The sequence below is a fragment of the Shimia sp. SK013 genome (genome assembly GCF_001292625.1).
GTDB lineage: Bacteria > Pseudomonadota > Alphaproteobacteria > Rhodobacterales > Rhodobacteraceae > Shimia.
This window is the reverse complement of sequence record NZ_LAJH01000017.1, coordinates 57,088-79,295: the sequence shown is the minus strand read 5'-3', so window position 1 is coordinate 79,295 and position 22,208 is coordinate 57,088. Positions and strand designations below refer to the sequence as shown.

Below are 22,208 nucleotides of genomic sequence, written 5' to 3'. Positions count from 1 at the left end.
AATGACAATTCGATATGGCCTGATCGGCTCTGGCATGATGGGGCAGGAGCATATTCGCAACCTGAACTTGCTTGAGGGGTGCGAAGTGACGGCAGTGAGTGATCCGGACGAAGGTATGCGGCAGTTGTCGATGCAGACGTCGGGTGGCACAGCACAGGCGTTTGGCGACTACAAAGAAATGATTGGTTCGGGGTTGGTGGATGCGCTGTTGATTGCCGCGCCAAACGACACACACCACGAGATTTTGCTGGATGTGCTGGAAGCACCTTTGCCGATCTTGGTGGAAAAGCCACTGTGCACAACATCGGCGCATTGTTCCGAAGTGGTGGCCAAAGCCGAAGGCCGTGCTGCTCCGGTTTGGGTGGCGATGGAATATCGTTATATGCCGCCGGTTCAGCGTCTGCTGAAAGAGCTGCGAGATGGCACCGTTGGCACGCCGCGCATGATGGCGATCCGCGAGCACCGCTTTCCGTTTCTGGAAAAGGTTGGCGATTGGAACCGGTTCAACGTGCGCACAGGCGGCACATTGGTCGAAAAATGTTGCCATTTCTGGGACTTGATGCGTCTGACGCTGCAAAGCGATCCGGTGCGGGTTTATGCCAGCGCAGGCGTGGATGTGAACCACCTCGACGAGGCATATGGCGGGCAGACGCCTGACATCCTGGACAATGCTTATGTGACGGTAGAATTCGCCAATGGTGCGCGGGGCATGTTGGATTTGTGTATGTTCGCCGAGGGCTCCTATTGGCAGGAAACCCTTGCGGTCACTGGCGAAAAGGCGCGGATGGAGGCCAAGGTGCCGGGTCCGGCGCGGTTCACGACCGATAAAAAAGAGCGTCATTCCGAGATTGAGATCAGCTATCGCGATACCAAAGAAGTTGTGTGCGAAGAGATCGATGTGGACGAAAAGGTGCTGGCCGCAGGTGATCACCATGGCTCGACTTTCTTTCAGCACGAACGGTTTCGTGACCTTGTGCGCGCTGGAACGGGCAAGCCGGAAGTCAGCCTTGAGGATGGGCTATGGTCGGTGCGCGTCGGAGAAGCCGCCGAGGAGAGCGCCCGCACGGGTCGAGCGATCACACTATGACATTAGATACAACGCGGATCCTAGACTGGGGGCAGATGCCTGACGGTGCAGTTGTTAAGCGGGTGCGGCTTGAGGGCGGCGGGTTGACCGCGCATGTCATGACCTACGGTGCGGTGCTGCAGGATTTGCGTCTTGCAGGCCATGTCGCGCCGCTGGTTTTGGGGTTTCCCGAATTCACACCTTATCTGACCAAGTCACCTTATTTCGGCGCCACCGCAGGGCGGTTTGCCAACCGTGTGCGTGATGGGCATCTGGAGCTGAATGGCGAGACATTCCAGTTGGACCAGAACTTTATCGGTCAGCATACGCTGCACGGTGGGTCCTACAGCATGGGCAAACGCCTGTGGGAGATCGACGCGGTTTCGCTGGATCGCGTTACGTTGAAGATCACGCTGGAAGACGGGCACATGGGGTTTCCCGGCACGATGACTGCGCGGGTGACCTTTGCGCTGTTAGGCGACGGTGTTCTGGATATTCAGATGCAGGCGGAGACCGACAAGACGACGATTTGTTCGTTGGCGCATCACAGCTATTTCAAGTTGGATGATGCGGCGACGATTTCCGATCACACTTTGCAGATTGATGCTCAAACCTATTTGCCTGTGGATGCGGGCTTGATCCCGACCGGAGAGCAGCGCGATTTGGCGGGCACTGGGTTTGATTTCCGCGAGGCCACGCCGGTGGCGCAGGCACATGAGATAGACCACAACTTTTGTGTTTCAGGTACGCGGGAAGCCTTGCGCCAAGTTGCAGAGTTGCGCAGCCCAACATCAGGCGTGCGCATGACGTGCCACACCACCGAGCCCGGCTTGCAAGTTTACGACGGGGCCAATATCGACATTGATGTGGATGGGCTTGATGGCAAGCCGATGGGGCGCTTCGCAGGTCTTGCGATGGAGCCGCAGATTTGGCCGGACGCGCATCACCATTCAGATTTCCCGCAGGCTGTTTTGCAGCCCGGCGAGACATACAACCAACATACGCAATTCGTCTTTTCAAGGGGTGAGACATGAGCAACTTCAACGGTTTGATGATGGAGGCCAACCTGATCGGTGGCCAGTGGGTTTCGGCAGACAGCGGTAAGGCCATTGATGTGACCAACCCCGCAACGGGCGCGGTTTTGGGCGTCGTGCCAAATGCGGGCACCGAAGAGACTGAGCGCGCGATTTCTGCTGCGTCTGAGGCCTTCAAGAGCTTTGGCAGCGCGCCTTTGGCCGAGCGGGTTGGACTGTTGCACAAGTTGCATGATGCCTTGATGGACAACCAAGAAGACCTTGCGCAACTGCTGACCGCAGAGCAGGGCAAGCCGATTTTTGAAGCGCGTGGCGAAATCGCCATTGGCGCGGCCTACGTGAAGTGGTTTGCAGAGGAAATTCGCCGTGCCAAAGGCGAGATTGTTCCTGCACCGGGCAATGATCGTCGTCTGATGGTGACACGCCATCCGGTGGGCGTTGTGGGTGCGATCACGCCTTGGAACTTCCCAAGCTCGATGTTGGCTCGCAAACTGGCGCCAGCCTTGGCGGCGGGCTGTAGTGTGGTTGCAAAGCCTGCAACATCGACGCCTTACAGCGGTTTGGCTTGGGGCAGGCTGTGCCAAGATGTCGGCTATCCCGATGGCGTCGTAAACATCCTAACGGGGTCGGCGCGGGCCATTGGCGGCGCGATCATGGACAGCCCAGAGGTGCGCAAAGTCACGTTCACGGGCTCGACCGAAGTTGGCAAAACCCTGATCCGTCAGTCTGCCGACACGGTGAAGAAAGTCAGCATGGAATTGGGCGGCAATGCGCCGTTCATCGTGTTTGACGACGCTGATGTCGACGCCGCAATCGAAGGCGCGATGATCGCCAAGTTCCGCAACATGGGCCAGACGTGCGTTTGCACCAACCGTTTCTATGTGCAGGCCGGTATCCATGACGCGTTTGTGGCGAAGCTGACAGAGGCCGTGGCGGCGCTTAAAATCGGCAACGGTGTTGATGATGGCGTTGCGCAGGGGCCGTTGATCGACGAAGGCGCAGTGGAGAAGGTCGAAGAATTCATCGCGGATGCGACATCGAAAGGTGGCGACGTGGTGCAGGGCGGCAAGCGTCACGCCAATGGCGGCTCGTTCTTTGAACCCACTGTTGTGACAGGTGCGACGTCGGACATGATGTTTGCCAAAGAAGAGATTTTTGGGCCGCTGGCGGCTGTGTTCAAGTTCGAGGATGAGGCTGACGTGATCGCGGCCGCAAATGACACGGATTTCGGGTTGGCGGCTTATGCCTATACCCGCGATCTGGCGCGGACCTTCCGTCTGAACGAGGGGCTGGATTATGGCATGGTTGGTATCAACACTGGCTTGATCACCACGGTGGAAGCGCCGTTTGGCGGTGTCAAAGAAAGCGGCATGGGCAAAGAGGGCGGCAGTCAGGGTCTGGATGACTATATGGTCAGCAAATACCTTTGCGTGGCGGGTCTCTGATGATCCTGATCACCGAGTTCATGGATGATACGGCAGTGGAGCGGCTGAGCGCCGCCCATGCCACCACCTATGCACCGGAACTTGCGGATGCGCAGGGGGAGATCCCTGCGCGAATGGCTGGTGTGCAGGCGCTGATCGTGCGCAACCGCACACAGGTCACCGCCGCGCTTTTGGATGCTGCGCCGGACTTGAAATGCGTCGGACGTTTGGGTGTTGGGTTGGACAATATCGATCTGGACGCCTGCAAGGCGCGGGGTGTCGAAGTGATGCCTGCGCTGGGCGCAAACACCTTGTCTGTGGCGGAATATGTGGTGACCAACGCACTGGTTTTGCTCCGCGACGCTTATCAGGCGCAGGACGCGATGTTTGCTGGCAATTGGCCGCGCGCCACTTGTTCGGGGCGTGAAGTTGGCGGGCGCGTGATGGGCCTTTTGGGTTTTGGCGCGAATGCGCAAGCGACCGCGGATCTGGCGCGGGCGATGGGCATGTCGATCATCGCCTATGATCCGTTTTTGCCTGCGGATCACCCCGCGTGGAACAACGCCACGCAGGGCGAGATTGGCGATGTTTTGGCCAAAGCCGATGCGGTGAGCTTGCATGTGCCTTTGACGGATGACACGCGCCACATGATCAATGCGCGCACGCTCGCGCAGATGCAGCAAGGCGCAGTTTTGATAAATGCAGCCCGCGGTGGCGTCGTGGACGAGGAGGCTTTGGTGGCGGCCATGGCATCAGGGCATATCGCGGGTGCGGCGCTTGACGTGTTTGAGACCGAGCCTTTGACACAAGCGGCGGCCGAAAAATTCAAGGCCGTTAAGAACTTGATCCTGACGCCACACATTGCGGGTGTGACACAGGACAGCAACGTACGGGTGAGTGCTTTGATCTCGGATCTGGTGCTGGACCGACTGGCTTAAAGAAAGAAATGGGAGGACACATGGCGACAGGAATGGACAAGCAGATCGTAGCCGATCTGAAAGCGGCGGGGATTGACTACATCACCTCGGTGCCGTGCAAGCAATTGGCTGGAGTGATCGAGGTGTTGGAGGACACACCTGAGATCATGCATATGCCATCCAACAAAGAAGACGAAGGCATGGGGCTTTGTGCGGGTGCCTTTATGGGGGGGATGAAGCCCGCCATTGTCATGCAAAACACCGCGCTGGGCGTGGTTGTGAACACATTGGCGACGCTGATTCAGTTTTATCAGATTCCGCTGCCGATGCTGATTTCTTATCGCGGTGAAGTGGGCGAGCCGGTGGCTTGTCAGGTGGAGATGGCACTGCACACCAAGGCGATCCTGAACCAGATGCACATCCCGACGTATCATTTCCACAAACCCGAGGACGCAGCCGAGCTGCCGGGCATTTTGGAATATTGCCAGATGGCGAGTAAGCCTGTGGCGATCCTGTGTGATGCATCTTTCTGGAGGGCTTCGGCATGATCCGCAATGACGTCTTCAAAACCCTGATCCCGTTGATTAGCGAGCACCTTGTGGTCTGTAATATCGGCGCACCAAGCCAAGAGCTGCATGCGTTGGATGACCGTGCATCCAACTTCTATATGCTGGGCACGATGGGGCTGGCCTCTTCGATTGGCCTCGGCCTTGCGGCGGCGCAGGACAAACCCGTGGTGGCAATTGATGGCGATGGGTCCGTGCTGACCAATCTTGGCACGCTGGCCACGATTGGCAACAACGCGCAGGGCAACTTTACGCTCCTGATCATCGACAATGGATCTTATGGCTCCACTGGTGATCAGCCGACCTATGCCGGTATGAACACCGATCTGGCAGCTGTGGCAAAAGCCTGCGGCGCGGAGACCGTTTTGACGGTTTCGGCTGAAGACACAGCAAAAGCTGTCGAGGACGCGATTTCTTCGGACCAGATGACAATAATCGTCTCCAAATGCGAAAGCGGCAACGTGAAGGTGCCGGTCATCAAGACCAACCCGATCGTGATCCGCGAACGGTTTATGGAAGAAGTGCGGCGTTAACCTTTTGAACCCAAAAAACCTTGGGCGCGCCCGTCTCGGTGCGCCCTTTTTAATTTAAGTTCAATATCTTGAAGTAGCTTCCGCAAGAAGACCTGAACAATTGTTCAGAAGGGGCTTGTCAATTGCGCGCAGTCCGTGGATCATCCCGCCACAATCACAAAAGTAGGGGAGTACTTAACGTGACATTTAAGTCCACACTTCTGGCGACCGCCGCTTTGATGGCGATGCCAATGATGGCGCAAGCCGAGACTTTGCGCTGGGCGCGTGCGGGTGACGCGCTGACGCTTGATCCACACGCACAAAACGAAGGGCCAACATCGGCCCTCGCGCATCAGATCATGGAGCCGCTGGTAATGCGCGACATGACCGGTGCTATGGTGCCTGCGCTGGCAACCGAATGGGGCCCGTCTGCTGACAACCCCAACGTTTGGGAATTCACACTGCGTGAAGGCGTGACCTTCCACGATGGTGCCGAATTTGACAGCGAAGACGTGAAATTCAGCCTCGACCGCGCGATGACCGAAGATTCCGACTACAAGGAACTGCTGGCATCCGTGAAAGAGGTCCGCGCGACCGGCAAATACACCATCGAAATCGAGACCAATGGTCCGAACCCGATCATGGCCAACAACCTGACCAACATGTTCATGATGGACAAAGGCTGGGCAGAGGCTAACGGCGCGGTCAAAGTTCAGGACTATGAAGGCGGCGAAGATACGTTTGCGGCCAAAAATGCCAACGGCACCGGTCCATATGTTCTGGTAAGCCGTGAGCCCGACGTTAAAACCGTCATGAAGATCAACGACAACTATTGGGGCAAAGGCGAGTTCCCGATGGAAGTCACCGAAGTGATCTATACCCCGATCCAGAACGCCGCGACCCGCGTCGCAGCAATGTTGTCGGGCGAAGTTGACTTCATCCAAGACGTTCCGGTTCAGGATTTGGGCCGTGTTGCAGGCACCGACGGTCTGGAAGTGCGCACAGCACCACAGAATCGCGTGATTTTCTTTGGCATGAACCAAGCTGCTGAAGATATCGCCGGTGACAACGTAGACGGCGTCAACCCGATGTCGGATGTGCGCGTGCGTCAGGCTATGTCGATGGCAATCGACCGCGTTGCGATCCAAAAAGTCGTGATGCGCGGCCAGTCGGCTCCTGCTGGTATGATCGCGCCTCCGTTTGTGAACGGTTGGAACGAAGCCATGGACAGCTCGTCCAAAACTGACGTCGAAGGCGCCAAGGCGCTGATGGCTGAGGCCGGCTTTGCTGATGGTTTCTCGATCACGTTGAACTGCCCGAACGATCGTTACATCAATGATGAAGCGATCTGTCAGGCGTCGGTTGGTATGTTGGCGCGCATTGGCGTGACAGTGAACCTGGATGCGAAGCCCAAGGCGCAGCACTTCCCGCTGATCAACAACCTCGAAACCGACTTCTACATGCTGGGTTGGGGCGTTCCTACCTATGACTCCGAGTATGTGTTCAACTTCCTCACCCATACCAAAGGCGAGAAGTACGGTTCATGGAATGGCACACGTTTCAGCGACACCGATCTGGACGCAAAAATCGAGGCGCTTGCCAGCGAAACCGACCTGGAAAAACGCAACATGATGATCAATGAGATCTGGACTGTTGTGCAGGAAGAGCAGCTTTATATCCCGATTCACCACCAAGTGCTGAACTGGGGAATGTCGTCTAAGGTTGATACAATCGTTGCGCCTGACGACACCGCAAAGTTCAAGTATTTCACACTGAACTAAGCTGTGATGTAGCGACAATCTTTGACCCCGCGCCAGTGCATTGGCGCGGGGTTTTCTTTTGCTTTTGCGTTGAGCTTTGTGAGAAGGTTAACGACAGAGGGCACGCGGGGGGCCGAACAAGGTCCGCGCTGACGCCCTAACTTGAGGGGAATTTAGATATGAAACGCGCTTTGAGTATTTTGGCGGTGGCATCCGCCATGGGTGGTCCGGTTTTGGCCGAAGAGTTTACGTGGGCGGGTACGACAGACCCGCAAACCTTGGACCCGCATGCGGTCAACTCGGCGCCAGTTCTGGGCTTTTTGAACAATGTCTACGAGGGGCTTGTGCGTCGCGGCAAGGACATGTCGATTGAACCTGCGCTAGCCACCAGCTGGGAGCCTATCGGCAATGGCAAAGGTTGGCGGTTTTTGCTGCGTGAAGGGGTGACGTTCCACGATGGCAGCAGCTTTGACGCCGAAGACGTGCTGTTTTCCTATCAGCGCGCTTCTAACGAGGGGTCTGACACCCGCAGTTGGTTCTCACCCGTGTCGGACGTCAAGGTGGTGGACGCCTACACAGTGGACATCCTGACCACAGCACCAAATCCGATTTTTCCCGACAGCATTGCCAACTGGATGATGGTGGACAAAGGTTGGGCGGAAGCCAATGAATCTGCATTGCCGGACAAGGAAAACGGCAACTATGCGACGTTGAACGCCAATGGTACCGGCGCCTTTATGGTGTCAGAACGCGAGCCGGGCCTGCGAACGGAACTGGTGCCGCATGCCGGATGGTGGGGCGAGGTGGAACACAATATCACCCGCGCCGAATTCACACCCGTGCAGAACCCCGCGACCGCTGTTGCAGCGCTGTTGTCGGGCGATGTGGACATGATCAATCCAGTGCCGATTCAGGACGCAGAGCGTCTGGCGGGATCGGGTGACGTGCAGGTCATTCGCGGTATTGAAGCGCGTGTGATTATGCTTGGCATGGCGCAGGAAAGCGACGTGTTGAAATATGGGGATGACGAAGGCAAGCCAAATCCGTTCAAGGATGCACGGGTGCGGGCCGCCGTTAGCCATGCGGTCAATGTGCCTGCGATTTTGAAAACCATCATGCGTGGGAACGCCGAGCCGGCCAGCCAGCTGGTGAGCCCCGCGATGCGCGGCTATTCCAACGCGAATGCCGATCGCCCTGTGTTTGACCAAGCCAAAGCCAAGGCTCTTTTGGCAGAGGCCGGTTATCCGGACGGGTTCAGCTTCGGTCTGAAGTGCCCCAATAACCGCTACCTGAACGACGAGGCGGTTTGTCAGGCAGTGACGTCGATGTTGGCGCAAGTCGGAATGGTTGCGCAACTGGACGCGATGCCGGTGCAAAATTACTGGCCTGAATTGCGGGCAGATAACTACGATATGTATCTGCTGGGCTGGTCGCCGGGCACATTTGATGCCGAGCATCCGATCCGTTTCCTTGCGTCGACTCCCAACAAAGAAAAGAAGTTGGGCAGCTGGAATTTTGCAGGGTATTCCAACGCCAGAATCGACGCGCTGCTGCCGATGATCCAATCCGAGATCGACGCCACAAAACGTCAGGATATGTTGGATGAAGCGGCCAAAATCATGCAGGACGAAACAGCTTATGTTCCAATGTACGTGCAGCCGCTTGTCTGGGGTACCGGCAAGAATATTTCTCTGACTCAACGCCCTGACAACTTCTTCATCCTGAGGTGGGTGAGCGTTAACTAAAGTGTTACGAAACTTTTTCTAAAAATCTGTGCCCGTGATGCATGGGGGCGGTTGACCTTTGTCTGTAAAGGCAACTAGGGAGGCCGCCTAAAAAGAGGGGCAAAAAATGCTGACTTTTGTTATTCGCAGAGTCTTCCAATCTGCGTTGGTCCTGCTGATTGTGGGGCTTGTCGCCTTCAGCATGTTCCGTTTCGTGGGTGATCCAATCGACAATATGTTGGGTCAGGAACGCACTGATGCGGACATCGCGCGACTGCGCACTGACCTGGGATTGGATCAACCGTTTCCTGTGCAATACGTGAAATTCCTGAAAGGCGCAGCCGAGGGAAATTTTGGCGTCAGCTATCGTCAGGGGCGTCCGGTGTCGACGATCTTGGTAGAACGAGCCCCCGCGACGTTGGAACTGGCCGCTGTGAGTGGTTTTTTTGCGATTACGATCGGCATTGGACTGGGCGTGTTTACCGCGATCCGACGCGACGGGTTTATGGCCAATATGATCATGTCAGTCTCGTTGATTGGGGTGTCTCTGCCAACCTTCCTCATAGGTATCCTCCTAATTTACCTGTTCGCGGTGGAGTTGGGATGGCTCCCCTCATTTGGCAGGGGAGACGTGGTGAACATCGGCTGGTGGAGCACCGGCTTTTTGACCGCAAGCGGTCTCAAGGCTTTGATCCTGCCGTCGATCACGCTTGGGCTGTATCAAATGACGCTGATCATGCGGCTGGTGCGGTCTGAAATGCTCGAAGTTCTGCGTCAGGACTATATTCGGTTTGCCCGCGCTCGCGGCCTCAAAGAACGGTCAGTGAACTTCCGCCACGCGTTAAAGAACACACTGGTGCCGGTGATCACTGTGACGGGACTTCAGCTCGGTTCGATCATTGCTTTTGCCATCATCACCGAGACCGTGTTTCAATGGCCCGGTGTTGGGCTGCTGTTCATCAACGCGATCCAGTTTGTCGACATACCTGTGATGGCCGCCTATCTGATGCTGATTTCGGTTATGTTTGTTGGCATTAACTTGATCGTTGATCTGTTGTATTTTGCCATCGACCCGCGCTTGCGTGTTGATCAGAAGGGGGCGAAGTGATGTCCGACCAAACCTCTCAATCTGCCCCGAAATCCATGTTTGCCCGCGCTTGGGATAGTGATTTTGCCTATAACTTCCGCCGCACACCTGTGGCCGTTGGGTCGGCATTTGTGGTGGCGTTGCTGGTTCTGAGCGCAATCTTTGCGCCCTTGATCGCGCCGCACAATCCGTTTGATCCGGCCTCTCTGGATTTGATGAACGGGTTTACAGCGCCAATGGCCGCCAACGAGTTTACCGGCGATGTGTTCTGGCTTGGCACCGATGATCAGGGACGCGACGTGTTCTCAACCATCCTGTACGGCATGCGGATTTCTCTGTTCGTTGGCTTCTCAGCGGTGCTGTTTGCGATGGTGCTGGGCATCACGCTTGGCTTGATCGCAGGGTACGTAGGGGGATGGATCGAAACCATCATCATGCGGGCCGCTGACGTTCAGTTGACTTTCCCGGCTATTCTGGTGGCGATGTTGATTTTCGGGGTCGCCAAAGGCATCACCCCGATTGAGCATCAGGACAAGATGGCGATCTGGGTTTTGATCCTTGCCATCGGTCTGTCTGATTGGGTGCAATTTGCCCGTGTCGTGCGTGGCGCGACGTTGGTGGAAAAGGACAAAGAATACGTGCAGGCCGCACGAATGATCGGCCGCGGCAAAGGCATCATCATGCTGCGTCACATTCTGCCTAACGTATTGTCACCGGTTCTGGTGATTGCGACCATTTCGTTGGCGTTGGCAATCATTGCCGAGGCGACTCTGTCGTTCCTTGGCGTGGGTGCCCCACCAACCCAACCGTCGTTGGGCACGTTGATCCGCATCGGGCAGGGTTTCCTGTTCTCCGGTGAGTGGTGGATTATCCTGTTCCCGTCGGTCACCCTTCTGTCGCTGGCACTGTCGGTGAATTTGCTGGGTGACTGGCTGCGCGATGCATTGAACCCGAGGTTGCAGTAATGACTCTTCTTACAATCGAAGACCTGTCGGTACATTTTCCGACCCGTCACAAGGTGTTTGTGGCAGTCAACGAAGCGGACCTGACGGTTGAACCTGGCGAAATCCACGGGCTTGTAGGGGAATCCGGGGCCGGTAAGTCGACAATTGGCGCGGCGGTTATGGGCCTTCTGGAACGCCCCGGCCATATCGCAGGCGGCACGGTAAGCTTTAAGGGCGAGGCGATCAGCGGGCGCGATGCAGAGGCCATGCGGTCTTTGCGCGGCGCCAAAATCTCGATGATCTTTCAAGATCCGTTGACGTCCCTGAACCCGTTGTTGACCGTTGGCCAGCAGTTGATTGAAACCATCCAGTTTCACCTGAAACTGTCCGACGGCGACAGCCGCAAGCGCGCGGTCGAACTTTTGGACCGCGTCGGCATTCCTCTTCCTGATGAACGCATCGATATGTATCCGCACCAGTTTTCTGGTGGGATGCGGCAACGTGTGGTGATTGCGTTGGCGCTGTGTTCTGAACCTGATGTGATCATTGCGGACGAGCCGACGACGGCGCTCGATGTGTCCATTCAGGCGCAAATCCTTGAGCTTATCAAAGAATTGGCGCGGGAGCGGCAGACCGGGGTGATCCTGATCACCCACGACATGGGTGTGATTGCCGACACCACCGACAAAGTGACGGTGATGTATCAGGGCGCCGTGGTTGAAAGCGGCGCTACTGAGCAGGTGATGGGCAATCCGCAGCATGACTATACCAAGTCGCTGATTGCGGCCGTTCCGCGTCCAACGTTGAAGGTACACCGCTTTCCTCAGCTGTCCTATGGCGGACGGTCGATTGAGTTCCATATTGATGATCTGGCGCGCAATTGGCAAAAGCCCGAGCCGTCCAAATCCGGCACGTTGCTGAAAGTTGAGAACCTCACCAAAACATTCTTGCAGAAAGGTGCGCTGATCCCGTCGCGTCGCAAGTATTTCAAGGCGGTGGACAACGTCAGTTTTGATATCCGCGATGGAGAAGTCTTTGGGGTTGTGGGGGAAAGTGGGTCTGGCAAGTCGACAGTGGCCCGCATGATTGCAACACTTTATGAAACCAACGGCGGGAAGATAACCTTTGACGAAACCGAAGTGACTGCGTTGAGCAGCAATCGCGATCTCGAAGGCTATCGCCGACAGATTCAGATGATTTTTCAGGATCCGTATTCCAGCCTGAACCCACGCATGCGGGTGGATGAGATCATTGCCGAACCTGTGAAACACCACAAATTGCTTGAAGGCGCGGCCATTCAGCATCGCGTGGATGAGCTGTTGGATCGCGTCGGATTGGGGTCCGAAGCGGGCCGCAGATATCCGCACGAGTTTTCTGGCGGTCAGCGTCAGAGGATTTCGATTGCACGGGCATTGGCGACACAGCCTCGGTTCTTGATATGTGACGAGCCGACCTCGGCGTTGGACGTGTCCATTCAAGCGCAAATCCTGAATATTCTCAAAGATCTGCAGGAGCATTTGGGTCTGACTATGCTGTTCATCAGCCATGACTTGCCGGTGGTGCGTCAAATGTGTGACCGCGTGGGCGTGATGCGCCAGGGTCAGATGGTGGAAGTGGCCGAGACGGAAGAGCTGTTTGCGAACCCGAAAGAGGCTTATACCCGCGAACTTCTGAGTTTGATGCCCAAGCTTGAAGGGTTGTCCACCGAGGGTCTCAAAGACGAAATCGTTTAACGGAAAACGCTGCCTCACAGGGCGGCGTTTTTTCTTGCTGTTCTTAAAATGGTTTGTCGGGCCCTTTGTCGAGCCGCCAGACAAACCCCGATTGGCCGACAGCCGGATAATGCGTCGTCACCAAGGGATCGTGACCGGGGATGATGCGGCCTTGTGTGCCGCCTAGCTGATAAAGTGTGTCATAACCCGCAATCATGGTCTCGACGTTCTCCACGATGGGGAAGGGTTTGCGAAGCAGAAAGTTCTCGTAGTAGTGCGCCGCGTCTGAAGCCAGACACAATGGACCATCTTCTGTGTCAACTTCCACCACTTGAAGCCCGCGGGAATGTCCACCAATGCAATGCACGCGTACACCTGGTGTCACCTCGGCTGAACCATCGTGAAACACCACCCGCCCCGAATAGACGTGTTGCACCATCTCGCAGACATGGTCTGCGGTGAATGGCATACGAAGGGTGTCGTGGCACATGCAGGGGCCCGTGGCAAAAGCCATCTCTGCGGCTTGAAGGTGAAACGTAGCGTTGGGGTAGCGGTCCAACCCGCCAGCGTGATCATAATGTAGATGCGTAATGATCACCGTGTCTATCTTGGCCGCGTCCACATTCATCACTTCAAGAGCCTTGGAAGGGTCGCGCAGGATAGGGCGATCACGGCGGTTGGCCTCGGTGGAATCGTATCCGGTATCAACAAGGATGGTGCGCGATCCGTTTTTGAGCAGCCAGACAAAGTAGTCCATGCCATGCTGCGCAGCCGGGTGATCGTCAAAGATAAAGCTATCTGCGCGGGTGCGCGTGTTCCGGTCCGCGTATTTTATCGCGTAAACCCTCCAAAAATCCGACATTTTCCCTCCCCAAGGCGCTCTTGTGCTGGTCTTCCCGTCCATATCGGATAGGTTTTTTAGACATTGTCAAATACTCCAACGCGCACATTGTTAAGTGATCTTTACTTAAAGAATTTGATAATGTATACATTAAAGTATTCGCAGGCGTTGTGCCCGCTGCGAGAGTCTTGGGAAGAGTCAGCGAAGATGGCCGAAAAACAAACACGCGTCGGGGACGCATATGCGCGGCTTAAGGAGGACATCCGTTCAAACTTGATGCCGCCAGGGTTTCAGGCACCGGAGCCGGAGATCGCGGAGCGTTTGGGTATGAGCCGCACGCCGGTACGCGAGGCGTTGATCCGCCTGGAGGCGGAAGGACTGGTTGAATTGATTCCGCGCAGAGGAGCACGGGTCTTGCCGATCAAAGCTGAGGACATGCAGGAGATTTATCAAATCCTCACAGCCCTAGAGCCGGATGCCGCCGCAGGTCTGGCGGCGCGCAGGCCTAGTGCAGAAGAACTGGCGCCTTTGAGGCGGGCCACCGACGAAATGGCCGCAGCGCTGGAAGTTGGTGATCTGGACCTCTGGGCGGCGGCCGATGACCGGTTCCACATCACGTTGCTAGAACTTCATGGCAACCGCCGCATGTATGCGTTCGTAAGCTCCCTTTTCGATCAGGCGCATCGCGCGCGGATTGTGACGCTTCGTTTGCGCGAGTTGCCCGTGAGATCAACGCAAGAACACCGCGAAATTCTCGACCGGTTGGCGGCCGGTGACGTGGAGGGCACCCGAAGTGTTTTCCGTCAGCACCGGGAGCGGGCCGCGAGGGAATTGCTGAAACTGTTGGAAAATTATCGGCTGCCACAGCTGTAGCCCTTAGCAAAGAAGAGACCCAATTTAATGACCCATCCCCTGAGTGTCGCGCTTATTCGAGGCGACGGAATCGGAATTGATGTTGCCAATGCGGCGATCGCGGTCGTGGATGCTGCCGTTGCACGTGCGGGCGCGCCGGCGTTGCGCTACGATGAAATCTCTGCCGGTGCCGGTTACTTTGCCGAGACTGGTCAGGACATCGAACCAGACGGCGAAGAGCGTGCCGGGGCTGCGGACGCTATTTTCCTTGGGGCAATAGGGTTGCCGGCGATCCGCCATGCGGATGGCACCGAGATCTCGCCGCATTTGCGCTTGCGCGACCGGTTTCAGCTTTATGCAGGCGTGCGACCGGTCAGGGCCTATCCCAACGCGCCGCAACGTCTGGCGGACCCGCGCGCCGCGGGGCTGGACATGATTATCCTGCGGGAAAGCACAGAAGGGCTGTTTTTTTCTGCGGCTGTTCACGGCCGGTTCGAAGTGCGCGGCGATGAAGAGGTTCGTGAGACATTGCGGGTGTCACGGGCCACCACCGAGAAGCTGCACCGATTTGCTTTCAAACTTGCGGAGCGGCGCAAGGAGCGGGGGAAATCTGCGCGCCTAACCTGTGTGGACAAAGCCAACGTTTTTGCCTCGATGGCCTTTTTCCGCAAGATTTTTGATGAAACCAAGGTGGCCTTTCCGGACGTGGAAGTTGGGTACAATTATGTTGACGCAATGGCGCTTGATCTGGTGCGCAAGCCTTGGGACTTTGACGTCATGGTCATGGAAAATATGTTTGGCGACATCCTGAGCGATCTGGCCGGCGGATTGGTCGGCGGTATGGGCATCGCGGCTTGTGGCGAAATTGGCGACGAAACAGGTCTGTTCCAGCCGGCACATGGCAGCGCGCCCGACATTATGGGGCAGGACAAAGCCAACCCACTTGCGGCAATCCTTAGCGGGGCAATGATGTTGGACTATTTGGCCGAGAAATCCGGCGATATGCGTCTTGAGACGGCTGGCGCGTTTATCGAAGGCGCAGTGGACGCAGGATTTAGTGACTATGCGCTGCGGCCTATGGAGTTTGGCGGGGATATGGGCACAAAAGCGGTGACCGCCGAAGTTTTGCGTCGCGTGTCAGGGGGCTGAAATGGGCATCTTGTTGGGGGCCATTGCAGATGATTTCACCGGTGCAACCGATCTTGCCAATACACTCGTCAAAGAGGGCATGCGGGTTGTTCAAACCATAGGGGTGCCGGACGCGGCGACTGCAACGGGAGACGTCGATGCAGTGGTCGTGGCGCTCAAATCGCGCTCAGCGCAAGTTGTCGACGCCGTATCACAATCGCTGGAGGCGTTGCGCTGGCTGCAAGCGCAAGGCGCGGAGCAGATCGTTTTCAAGTACTGCTCGACCTTTGACAGCACGCCTGATGGCAACATCGGGCCGGTTGCAGACGCGGTACGTGCTGAATTGGGCGCAGGTTGCGCGATTGTTTGTCCAGCGTTTCCTGATACTTCCCGTACGATTTATAAGGGGCATTTGTTTGTTGGTGAACTGCCTTTGCACGAAAGCTCGATGAAGGATCATCCATTGACCCCTATGCGCGACAGCAGCCTGATTCGTTTGATGAAGGCGCAGTCGGATGCAGAGGTGGGATTGGTGCCGTTGCAAACTGTGCGTGACGGGGCGGATGCGGTGCGCAATGCCATAAAGTCATTGGCAGTGGAGGGCATTGGATACGCGGTTGTTGATGCTCTCGATGACGCTGATTTGCGGGTGATAGGCACTGCGGCGCGGGACCACCCACTGATAACGGGCGGCTCCGGTGTGGCAACCGGCTTGCCCCAAAATTTTCGTAGCCGTGGATTGCTAGGTGCGCCGGCCAAGGCGTGCGCGCCAGTTGTGGCGGGGCGGGAGCTGGTTCTTGCGGGCAGCTGTTCTGCGGCGACGCGAGGCCAGATTGCGCGAGCCAAAGAGACTTGGCCGACACGCAAAATCGTGGTGGACCGGATCGCGGCAGGCGACGACGTTGTGGGCGATCTGGCAAATTGGGCTTTGGGACAGCACGATGAAGCGCCAGTGTTGATTTATGCGTCAGCTGATCCCGAAGAAGTGCGGCAAGTGCAGGCCATTTATGGCGTGGAGAAAGCTGGCGCGATGGTTGAGGAGGTCATGGGAGCCTTGGCCGCGCGGTTAAACCGAGCTGGATTTGGGCGTTTGGTGGTTGCTGGCGGGGAAACGTCGGGGGCGGTCGTGTCCGCACTTGGCGTAAACGCGCTGCGGATAGGACCGGAAATCGCGCCGGGCGTGCCGTGGTCAGAAGGCATCGGCACACTGCCTTTGGCGCTGGCTTTGAAATCCGGCAACTTTGGTGGGCCGGACTTTTTTGAAGAGGCCTTTGAGGTGGTGCGATGAGTGAGAGCAAACAGAGAGACGAGATTTGTGAGTTGGCTGCGTCGCTTTATACGCGGGGCCTGACGTTTGGGTCGTCGGGTAACGTATCGGTGCGCACCGACGACGGTTGGTTGATGACACCGACAGGTTCGACAATGGGCACACTGGATCCGGCGCGGCTGTCCAAGCTGGATTTCAAAGGCAATCACCTGGAGGGAGACAAACCCACCAAAGAAGCGTTTTTGCATATGGCGATGTATGACAAACGCGCGCAGGCGGGGGCGATCGTGCATCTGCACTCGACGCATTCTGTGGCCGTTAGCTGTTTGTGCGGGATCGACCACAAGAATGTGTTGCCGCCTCTGACGGCCTATTACGTGATGCGGATTGGCACCTTGCCGTTGGTGCCGTATTTCCCGCCCGGCGATCCGGATTTGGCCAAGGCCGTTTCCGAAATGGCGTCAGACCATCACGCGGTGTTGCTGGCCAATCACGGGCCGGTTGTGGCTGGGAAATCCTTGCAGGATGCGGTTTACGCAACAGAAGAACTGGAAGAAACAGCAAAACTTTTTCTGATGTTGCAAAGGTTGCAAACCCAGCCACTTACGGGCGCGCAGGTCGCCGAAATCAAACGCCGTTTTCCGGTGGAGTGCTAAGCCGTGTCGGGGTTGACGGTGGCGGTGATCGGGCTTGGCTATTTCAGTCAATTTCATTTGCAAGCGTGGCAGGATGATCCGCGCGTGGATAAGATTGTGGCGACGGATTTGTCAGAGGCTCGTCGCGACTGGGCACGGCAGAGTTTTGAAGTCGACGTGTTTGAAGGCGCAACGGCGGCACAAGTGGCTGTCGATGTCGATATTGTGGACATTGTTGCCCCGCCGCCAGCGCATGCCAATCTGATCGAGGCATTCTTGCGCCCGGGGCGGATAATTGTCTGTCAAAAGCCGTTTTGCACGTCGCTTGCAGAGGCTGAGGCGGTTGTGGCGAAAGCGGCGGAAGCGGGCTGCAAAATCGTGGTCCACGAGAATTTCCGATTTCAACCATGGCATCGCACGATTAAAGCGTTTCTGGATGCCGGAAAAATGGGGCAGGTGTATCAAGGTCGGTTCGGCTTGCGGCCTGGTGACGGGCGGGGTGAAGACGCCTATTCGGCGCGCCAGCCCGCATTTCGGGACATGTCACGACTGTTGATACATGAAACCGGCGTGCATTTTGTGGACCTGTTTCAATGGTTGTTTGGGACCATTACGGCCGTTTACGCCGACCTAGTGAAAATAAACCCGGTGCTTAGGGGAGAAGATGCAGGTCAGTTGCAAATGACCCACGCAAGCGGCACACGCAGCCTGTTTGATGGCAACCGTTTGATGGATCACGTCACCGACAATCCGCGCCGCACTATGGGCGAGATGTGGATCGAGGGGGAGGCGGGCTCGCTGCGGCTTGATGGGCTCGGTCGCGTCTTCTTTCGCGAATTCGGGACGCAGCAAGAGACAGCCGTTCCTTTGGTGGCCGATGTTGACGACACCGCATTTGGTGGCGGCTGCGTGGCCTACCTTTGCCAGCACGTGGCTGCTGCTGCAACGCACGCTGGTGTGTTGGAAAATGAGGCCCGAGACTATCTGAGCGTGATTCGTGCCACCGAAGCGGCTTACGAAAGCCATGCCACTGGTCGGAAAATTCAACTGTGAGGAGGGCGCGATGTATGTGGTGTGCGTGACATTCACCCTAAAGGCCGAGGCCAAGGAGCGGTTTATGCCGCTTATGCTGGCGCAAGCACGGAACTCGCTTGCGTTGGAACCGGAGTGTTTGCAGTTCGACGTCTGTTCTAATGAGCAGACACATGAAGTGTTTCTCTATGAGATTTATGCCAGTGAAGACGCGTTTCAGGTGCATCTTGCGACCACGCACTTCAAAGATTTCGACGTGGCCGTCCGCGATTTGATCGCAGACAAGGCCGTGTCCACCTTTGGCGACGTTGTCATAGGGTCTTAAACCCAGGCAGTCGGCATCTGTTTGCCCCCCGCAAAGCCAGTCGCTTTGTGGGGTTCTGGCGTTGTCCAATGTGTCAGAAAATACGCCAAATCCCCTTGTTTTTTTGACGCTTTACACCGAATGGGTGATTGACTCATTTAAAAAATTCAATAACGTATACATTGCTGTCGCCGTTAATGTGCGGGAGCACACTATGGGAGGAGCAAACATGAAACATCTAATTGCAGCGGCCGCGGTTTCGGTCGTCGCCACGTCGGCGCTCGCCGACAAGGTCACACTCAACATGCCGTCAACATTTCCCGGCTCGCTGATCCAATTGGGTCAGGCAGGGGTCAAGTTGCAGGACACGCTGAACCTGATTTCGGGTGGCGATATCGAGGTTGAGTTCTTTGAACCCAACGCGCTGGTTCCACCGCTCGAGATCTATGACAACGTGTCCAACGGATCGATTGATGCTGGTTGGTCCGTACCAGGATATTGGGGTTCGAAAAACTCGGCGTATAACCTGTTCGCTGCCGTGCCATTTGGCCCGTCCGCCGGGGAGTACCTTGCGTGGCACTGGTACGGTGGCGGCGAAGAGATGATGAACGAAATCTACAACCGCGACGGCATTCAGTCGCTGGTCTGTGGCATCATCGCGCCCGAAGCATCCGGTTGGTTCCGCAAGGAAATCAAGTCGGCTGAAGATCTTAAGGGTCTGAAGATGCGTTTCTTCGGTCTTGGCGCAAAGGTGATGCAGAAGCTGGGGGTGGACACGCAGTTGCTGGCGGGTGGTGACATCTATCCGGCGCTGGAACGTGGCACAATTGACGCCACAGAATTCTCCATGCCTGCGATCGATCAGAACCTCGGGTTCTACAACATCGCCAAGCACTACTATTTCCCCGGCTGGCACCAGCAATCCACGGTTCAAGAGTTGATGATCTCGAAGGCCAAATGGGACGGGATGGATGACCGTCAGCGCGGTTTGATCGAAACCGCTTGTAAGGCAAACGTGGCCAACCAACTTGCCGAAGGTGAAGCCATTCAAGGCAAAGCGTTAGCTGAGATGAAGGCGCAAGGCGTCAACATCCACCAGTGGGATGACGAGATGCTGGGCACCTTCAAATCTGCATGGGAAGAAGTTGTTGCCGAAGAAGCGGCGGCCAACCCTGACTTCCAGGAAGTCTGGGACAGCATGCAAACATTCCGCGCGGAATATGCCGTGTGGAGCGAACTTGGCTACCTGAAGTAAGGGGTCTTGCCGGTCCGGTGTTCATGCATCGGGCCGGCACATCAGATACGCCGCACCGAAGGCTTTTTAGTTACGTCAAACGGTGCGCTGAACGGAAGGAATTGAACCGTGCAAAGCCTATTGGGACTCAGCCGGCGGATTGATCGCTTGCTGGGCTTTTTTGCGTCAATCGGGGGGTGGCTCGGCTTCGCCTTGGTTCTTGTGGTCTGCTACGATGTAACCACGCGATATTTTGGTGTGCAAAAGCCCGCTGGGCTGAACTCCACCATGATCCAGGAGTTTGAATATTGGCTGCACTCCGGCTTGATTGTCTTCGCTCTTGGCTATGCATATGTGCGAAACGCGCATGTCAGAATTGACCTATTACGAGAGAATTTCTCGAACAAGACCAAGCACTTGATCGAGGCGATTGGGATTTCCTTCGCGCTTATACCCTATTCAGTGATTGGACTGTGGCTCAGTTGGCCGTTTGTAAAGCAGTCGTTTATCTCTGGTGAAATTTCAAAGTCACAAACAGGGCTTAGCAACTTGTGGATCGTCAAGGCGGGGCTGTTGGCCTTGTTCCTGTTGCTGTTGTTGGCGGGCCTATCGCAATTGATCAAAGCTGTCGCAGGATACCTTGGAAAACTAAGCGCTGAACAAGAGACAAACCTCTTTGGCGGGGGGCATTGATCATGGTTGAATTTCTCCCACTGTTCATGTTTGCTGCTCTAGGAATTTTACTGTTCTCCGGGTTCCCTGTCGCGTTCATTCTGGGCGGTGTCGGGCTTGGATTCGCCTTTATCGGTATAGTGCTGGGCGAGTTTCAGTTCATTTTCCTCAGGCTACTGCCAAGTCGGATATTCGGCGGAATTATGGAAAACCTGATCCTCACGGCGATCCCGATGTTCATCTTCATGGGGACCATGCTCGAGCGGTCCGGCATTGCGCGGGATTTGCTCAATTGTTTGCAGGTTTTGTTACGCAAAGTACCGGGAGGCTTGGCGCTTGCGGTCACCCTGATGGGCACAATCCTTGCGGCGACCACGGGCATAATCGGGGCATCGGTCATCATGATGAGCCTGTTGGCACTGCCTGTGATGATCGAGCGGAACTACAATCATGAGTTGGCAACCGGCACCATCGCTGCATCGGGCACATTAGGCATCCTCATACCACCGTCTATTATGCTGGTTATCATGGCAGATTTGCTGTCGCGATCGGTTGGTAACTTGTTTGTAGCCGCGGTGTTTCCGGGGTTGATACTGGCGGGTCTCTACGTGGCCTATATCGTCATTCGGTGTTGGATTAACCCTAGCCTTGCACCGCGATTGGAAGACAATATTGGCCCCCAGTCTTGGGGGGGCACCATTGTCATGGTACTGCGCAGTTTTGTGCCACCTGTTGTGCTGATCGCCATGGTTTTGGGTTCAATTTTGGGTGGATTAGCGACACCAACCGAAGCCGCGGGCGTTGGGGCGATGGGGGCCGTTTTGCTTGGGTTTATCAACCTCGTGTTGCTGCCTTGGATGGGCGTGAAGGAGTTTGTGTTAGAAGCTCCCGGCGCGGGCATTGGGCAGGACGCTCCCGAAGTTGGCAGCGGACTGCGCAATACGATGCGGGACTACTGGCAGGTGATCAAAGGTGTGGTTGATGCAACGGCGATGACCAACGCGATGATCTTTGGCATTTTTGTAGGCGCCACGCTTTTCAGTTATGTTTTCAGACGCTTGGGTGGTGATGATCTGGTTATAGAGTTTGTGAACCACATGGGGTTCGGCCCCTGGGGTTTGCTATTTCTCATTCTTGGCATCGTTTTCATTCTGGGCTTCTTTTTTGACTGGATCGAGATCACGTTGATCGTGTTGCCTGTCTTTGCTCCGATTATTTCGCAGCTCGATTTTGGCGACCATGTTAGCAAAGTCGAGGTCACCTATTGGTTCGCGATTTTGCTGGCAGTGCATCTGCAGACGTCGTTCCTGACTCCGCCATTTGGGTTTGCGTTATTCTATATGAAAGCAGTGGCGCCTAAGGAGGTCAAAATTCAGGAGATCTACCGCGGCATCATCCCGTTCGTATTGCTCCAACTTATCGGTCTGGCCTTGGTCATCACCTTTCCAGACATCGCGTTGTGGCTGCCAAGGGTGTTGTTGAACTGACCGGGTTTCA

21 protein-coding genes are annotated in these 22,208 nt (G+C 56.1%); 20 read left to right on the top strand and 1 reads right to left on the bottom strand.

From position 1 onward, the window contains the following. Window position 1: 1 nt before the first annotated feature. The 11 genes from SHIM_RS15470 (at window position 2) to SHIM_RS15420 (ending at window position 12,767) form a co-directional block, all read left to right on the top strand. Window positions 2-1,087, top strand: a complete 1,086-nt coding sequence (locus tag SHIM_RS15470) for a Gfo/Idh/MocA family protein (protein WP_054003585.1) — start codon at window positions 2-4, stop codon at window positions 1,085-1,087. Then, complete coding sequence (locus tag SHIM_RS15465; protein ID WP_054003584.1) at window positions 1,084-2,100, top strand: aldose epimerase family protein; 1,017 nt, start codon at window positions 1,084-1,086, stop codon at window positions 2,098-2,100. Before SHIM_RS15470 ends, SHIM_RS15465 begins: the two co-directional genes overlap by 4 nt. Then, window positions 2,097-3,545 carry an NAD-dependent succinate-semialdehyde dehydrogenase gene (locus tag SHIM_RS15460; RefSeq protein WP_054003583.1) on the top strand — a complete coding sequence of 483 codons (1,449 nt, stop codon included), beginning with the start codon at window positions 2,097-2,099 and terminating at the stop codon, window positions 3,543-3,545. Before SHIM_RS15465 ends, SHIM_RS15460 begins: the two co-directional genes overlap by 4 nt. Further along, entirely contained in the window at window positions 3,545-4,462 is a 918-nt protein-coding gene (locus SHIM_RS15455) for a hydroxyacid dehydrogenase (RefSeq protein ID WP_054003582.1), read from the top strand. Before SHIM_RS15460 ends, SHIM_RS15455 begins: the two co-directional genes overlap by 1 nt. Before the next feature lie 20 nt (window positions 4,463-4,482). Further along, on the top strand, window positions 4,483-4,989 hold the full coding sequence (gene comD / locus SHIM_RS15450; protein ID WP_241488888.1) for a sulfopyruvate decarboxylase subunit alpha: 507 nt from the start codon (window positions 4,483-4,485) through the stop codon (window positions 4,987-4,989). Then, window positions 4,986-5,540, top strand: a complete 555-nt coding sequence (comE, locus tag SHIM_RS15445) for a sulfopyruvate decarboxylase subunit beta (protein ID WP_054003580.1) — start codon at window positions 4,986-4,988, stop codon at window positions 5,538-5,540. The genes comD and comE overlap by 4 nt, the downstream gene beginning before the upstream one ends. A gap of 218 nt (window positions 5,541-5,758) precedes the next feature. Continuing rightward, window positions 5,759-7,300 (top strand): ABC transporter substrate-binding protein, encoded by a 1,542-nt coding sequence (locus tag SHIM_RS15440; protein WP_054003579.1) that lies wholly within the window; start codon window positions 5,759-5,761, stop codon window positions 7,298-7,300. Window positions 7,301-7,458: 158 nt separating this feature from the next. Further along, window positions 7,459-9,024, top strand: a complete 1,566-nt coding sequence (locus tag SHIM_RS15435) for an ABC transporter substrate-binding protein (protein WP_054003578.1) — start codon at window positions 7,459-7,461, stop codon at window positions 9,022-9,024. A gap of 106 nt (window positions 9,025-9,130) precedes the next feature. Beyond that, on the top strand, window positions 9,131-10,111 hold the full coding sequence (locus SHIM_RS15430; RefSeq protein WP_054003577.1) for an ABC transporter permease: 981 nt from the start codon (window positions 9,131-9,133) through the stop codon (window positions 10,109-10,111). Then, window positions 10,111-11,055, top strand: a complete 945-nt coding sequence (locus tag SHIM_RS15425) for an ABC transporter permease (RefSeq protein WP_054003576.1) — start codon at window positions 10,111-10,113, stop codon at window positions 11,053-11,055. The genes SHIM_RS15430 and SHIM_RS15425 overlap by 1 nt, the downstream gene beginning before the upstream one ends. After that, window positions 11,055-12,767: an ABC transporter ATP-binding protein gene (locus SHIM_RS15420; RefSeq protein ID WP_054003575.1), complete on the top strand. Its 1,713-nt coding sequence runs from the start codon at window positions 11,055-11,057 to the stop codon at window positions 12,765-12,767. The genes SHIM_RS15425 and SHIM_RS15420 overlap by 1 nt, the downstream gene beginning before the upstream one ends. 43 nt (window positions 12,768-12,810) lie before the next feature. On the opposite strand, the gene SHIM_RS15415 is transcribed toward SHIM_RS15420, so the two are convergent. Beyond that, the gene (locus SHIM_RS15415; protein WP_054003574.1) at window positions 12,811-13,608 is read right to left on the bottom strand and encodes an N-acyl homoserine lactonase family protein; all 798 of its coding nucleotides are present in this window, start codon (window positions 13,606-13,608) and stop codon (window positions 12,811-12,813) included. A gap of 186 nt (window positions 13,609-13,794) precedes the next feature. On the opposite strand from SHIM_RS15415, the gene SHIM_RS15410 reads away from it, so the two are divergent. From SHIM_RS15410 to SHIM_RS15370, 9 genes are all read left to right on the top strand, one after another. After that, entirely contained in the window at window positions 13,795-14,460 is a 666-nt protein-coding gene (locus SHIM_RS15410) for a GntR family transcriptional regulator (protein ID WP_054003573.1), read from the top strand. A 27-nt stretch (window positions 14,461-14,487) separates the two neighbouring features. Further along, the gene (locus SHIM_RS15405) at window positions 14,488-15,588 is read left to right on the top strand and encodes an isocitrate/isopropylmalate dehydrogenase family protein (protein WP_054003572.1); all 1,101 of its coding nucleotides are present in this window, start codon (window positions 14,488-14,490) and stop codon (window positions 15,586-15,588) included. 1 nt (window position 15,589) lies between these two features. Further along, the gene (otnK, locus tag SHIM_RS15400) at window positions 15,590-16,855 is read left to right on the top strand and encodes a 3-oxo-tetronate kinase (RefSeq protein WP_054003571.1); all 1,266 of its coding nucleotides are present in this window, start codon (window positions 15,590-15,592) and stop codon (window positions 16,853-16,855) included. Further along, window positions 16,852-17,490 carry a 3-oxo-tetronate 4-phosphate decarboxylase gene (gene otnC / locus SHIM_RS15395; protein ID WP_054003570.1) on the top strand — a complete coding sequence of 213 codons (639 nt, stop codon included), beginning with the start codon at window positions 16,852-16,854 and terminating at the stop codon, window positions 17,488-17,490. The genes otnK and otnC overlap by 4 nt, the downstream gene beginning before the upstream one ends. A gap of 3 nt (window positions 17,491-17,493) precedes the next feature. Continuing rightward, window positions 17,494-18,522, top strand: coding sequence for a Gfo/Idh/MocA family protein (locus SHIM_RS15390; RefSeq protein WP_054003569.1), 1,029 nt, complete (start codon window positions 17,494-17,496; stop codon window positions 18,520-18,522). After that, complete coding sequence (locus tag SHIM_RS15385) at window positions 18,494-18,826, top strand: putative quinol monooxygenase (protein ID WP_241488887.1); 333 nt, start codon at window positions 18,494-18,496, stop codon at window positions 18,824-18,826. Before SHIM_RS15390 ends, SHIM_RS15385 begins: the two co-directional genes overlap by 29 nt. A 208-nt stretch (window positions 18,827-19,034) precedes the next feature. Then, window positions 19,035-20,060 carry a TRAP transporter substrate-binding protein gene (locus SHIM_RS15380; RefSeq protein ID WP_054003567.1) on the top strand — a complete coding sequence of 342 codons (1,026 nt, stop codon included), beginning with the start codon at window positions 19,035-19,037 and terminating at the stop codon, window positions 20,058-20,060. A gap of 108 nt (window positions 20,061-20,168) precedes the next feature. Further along, complete coding sequence (locus SHIM_RS15375) at window positions 20,169-20,732, top strand: TRAP transporter small permease subunit (protein WP_082358419.1); 564 nt, start codon at window positions 20,169-20,171, stop codon at window positions 20,730-20,732. Window positions 20,733-20,734: 2 nt separating this feature from the next. Next, window positions 20,735-22,198, top strand: a complete 1,464-nt coding sequence (locus SHIM_RS15370; protein WP_054003565.1) for a TRAP transporter large permease — start codon at window positions 20,735-20,737, stop codon at window positions 22,196-22,198. The last annotated feature ends 10 nt before the right edge of the window (window positions 22,199-22,208 follow it).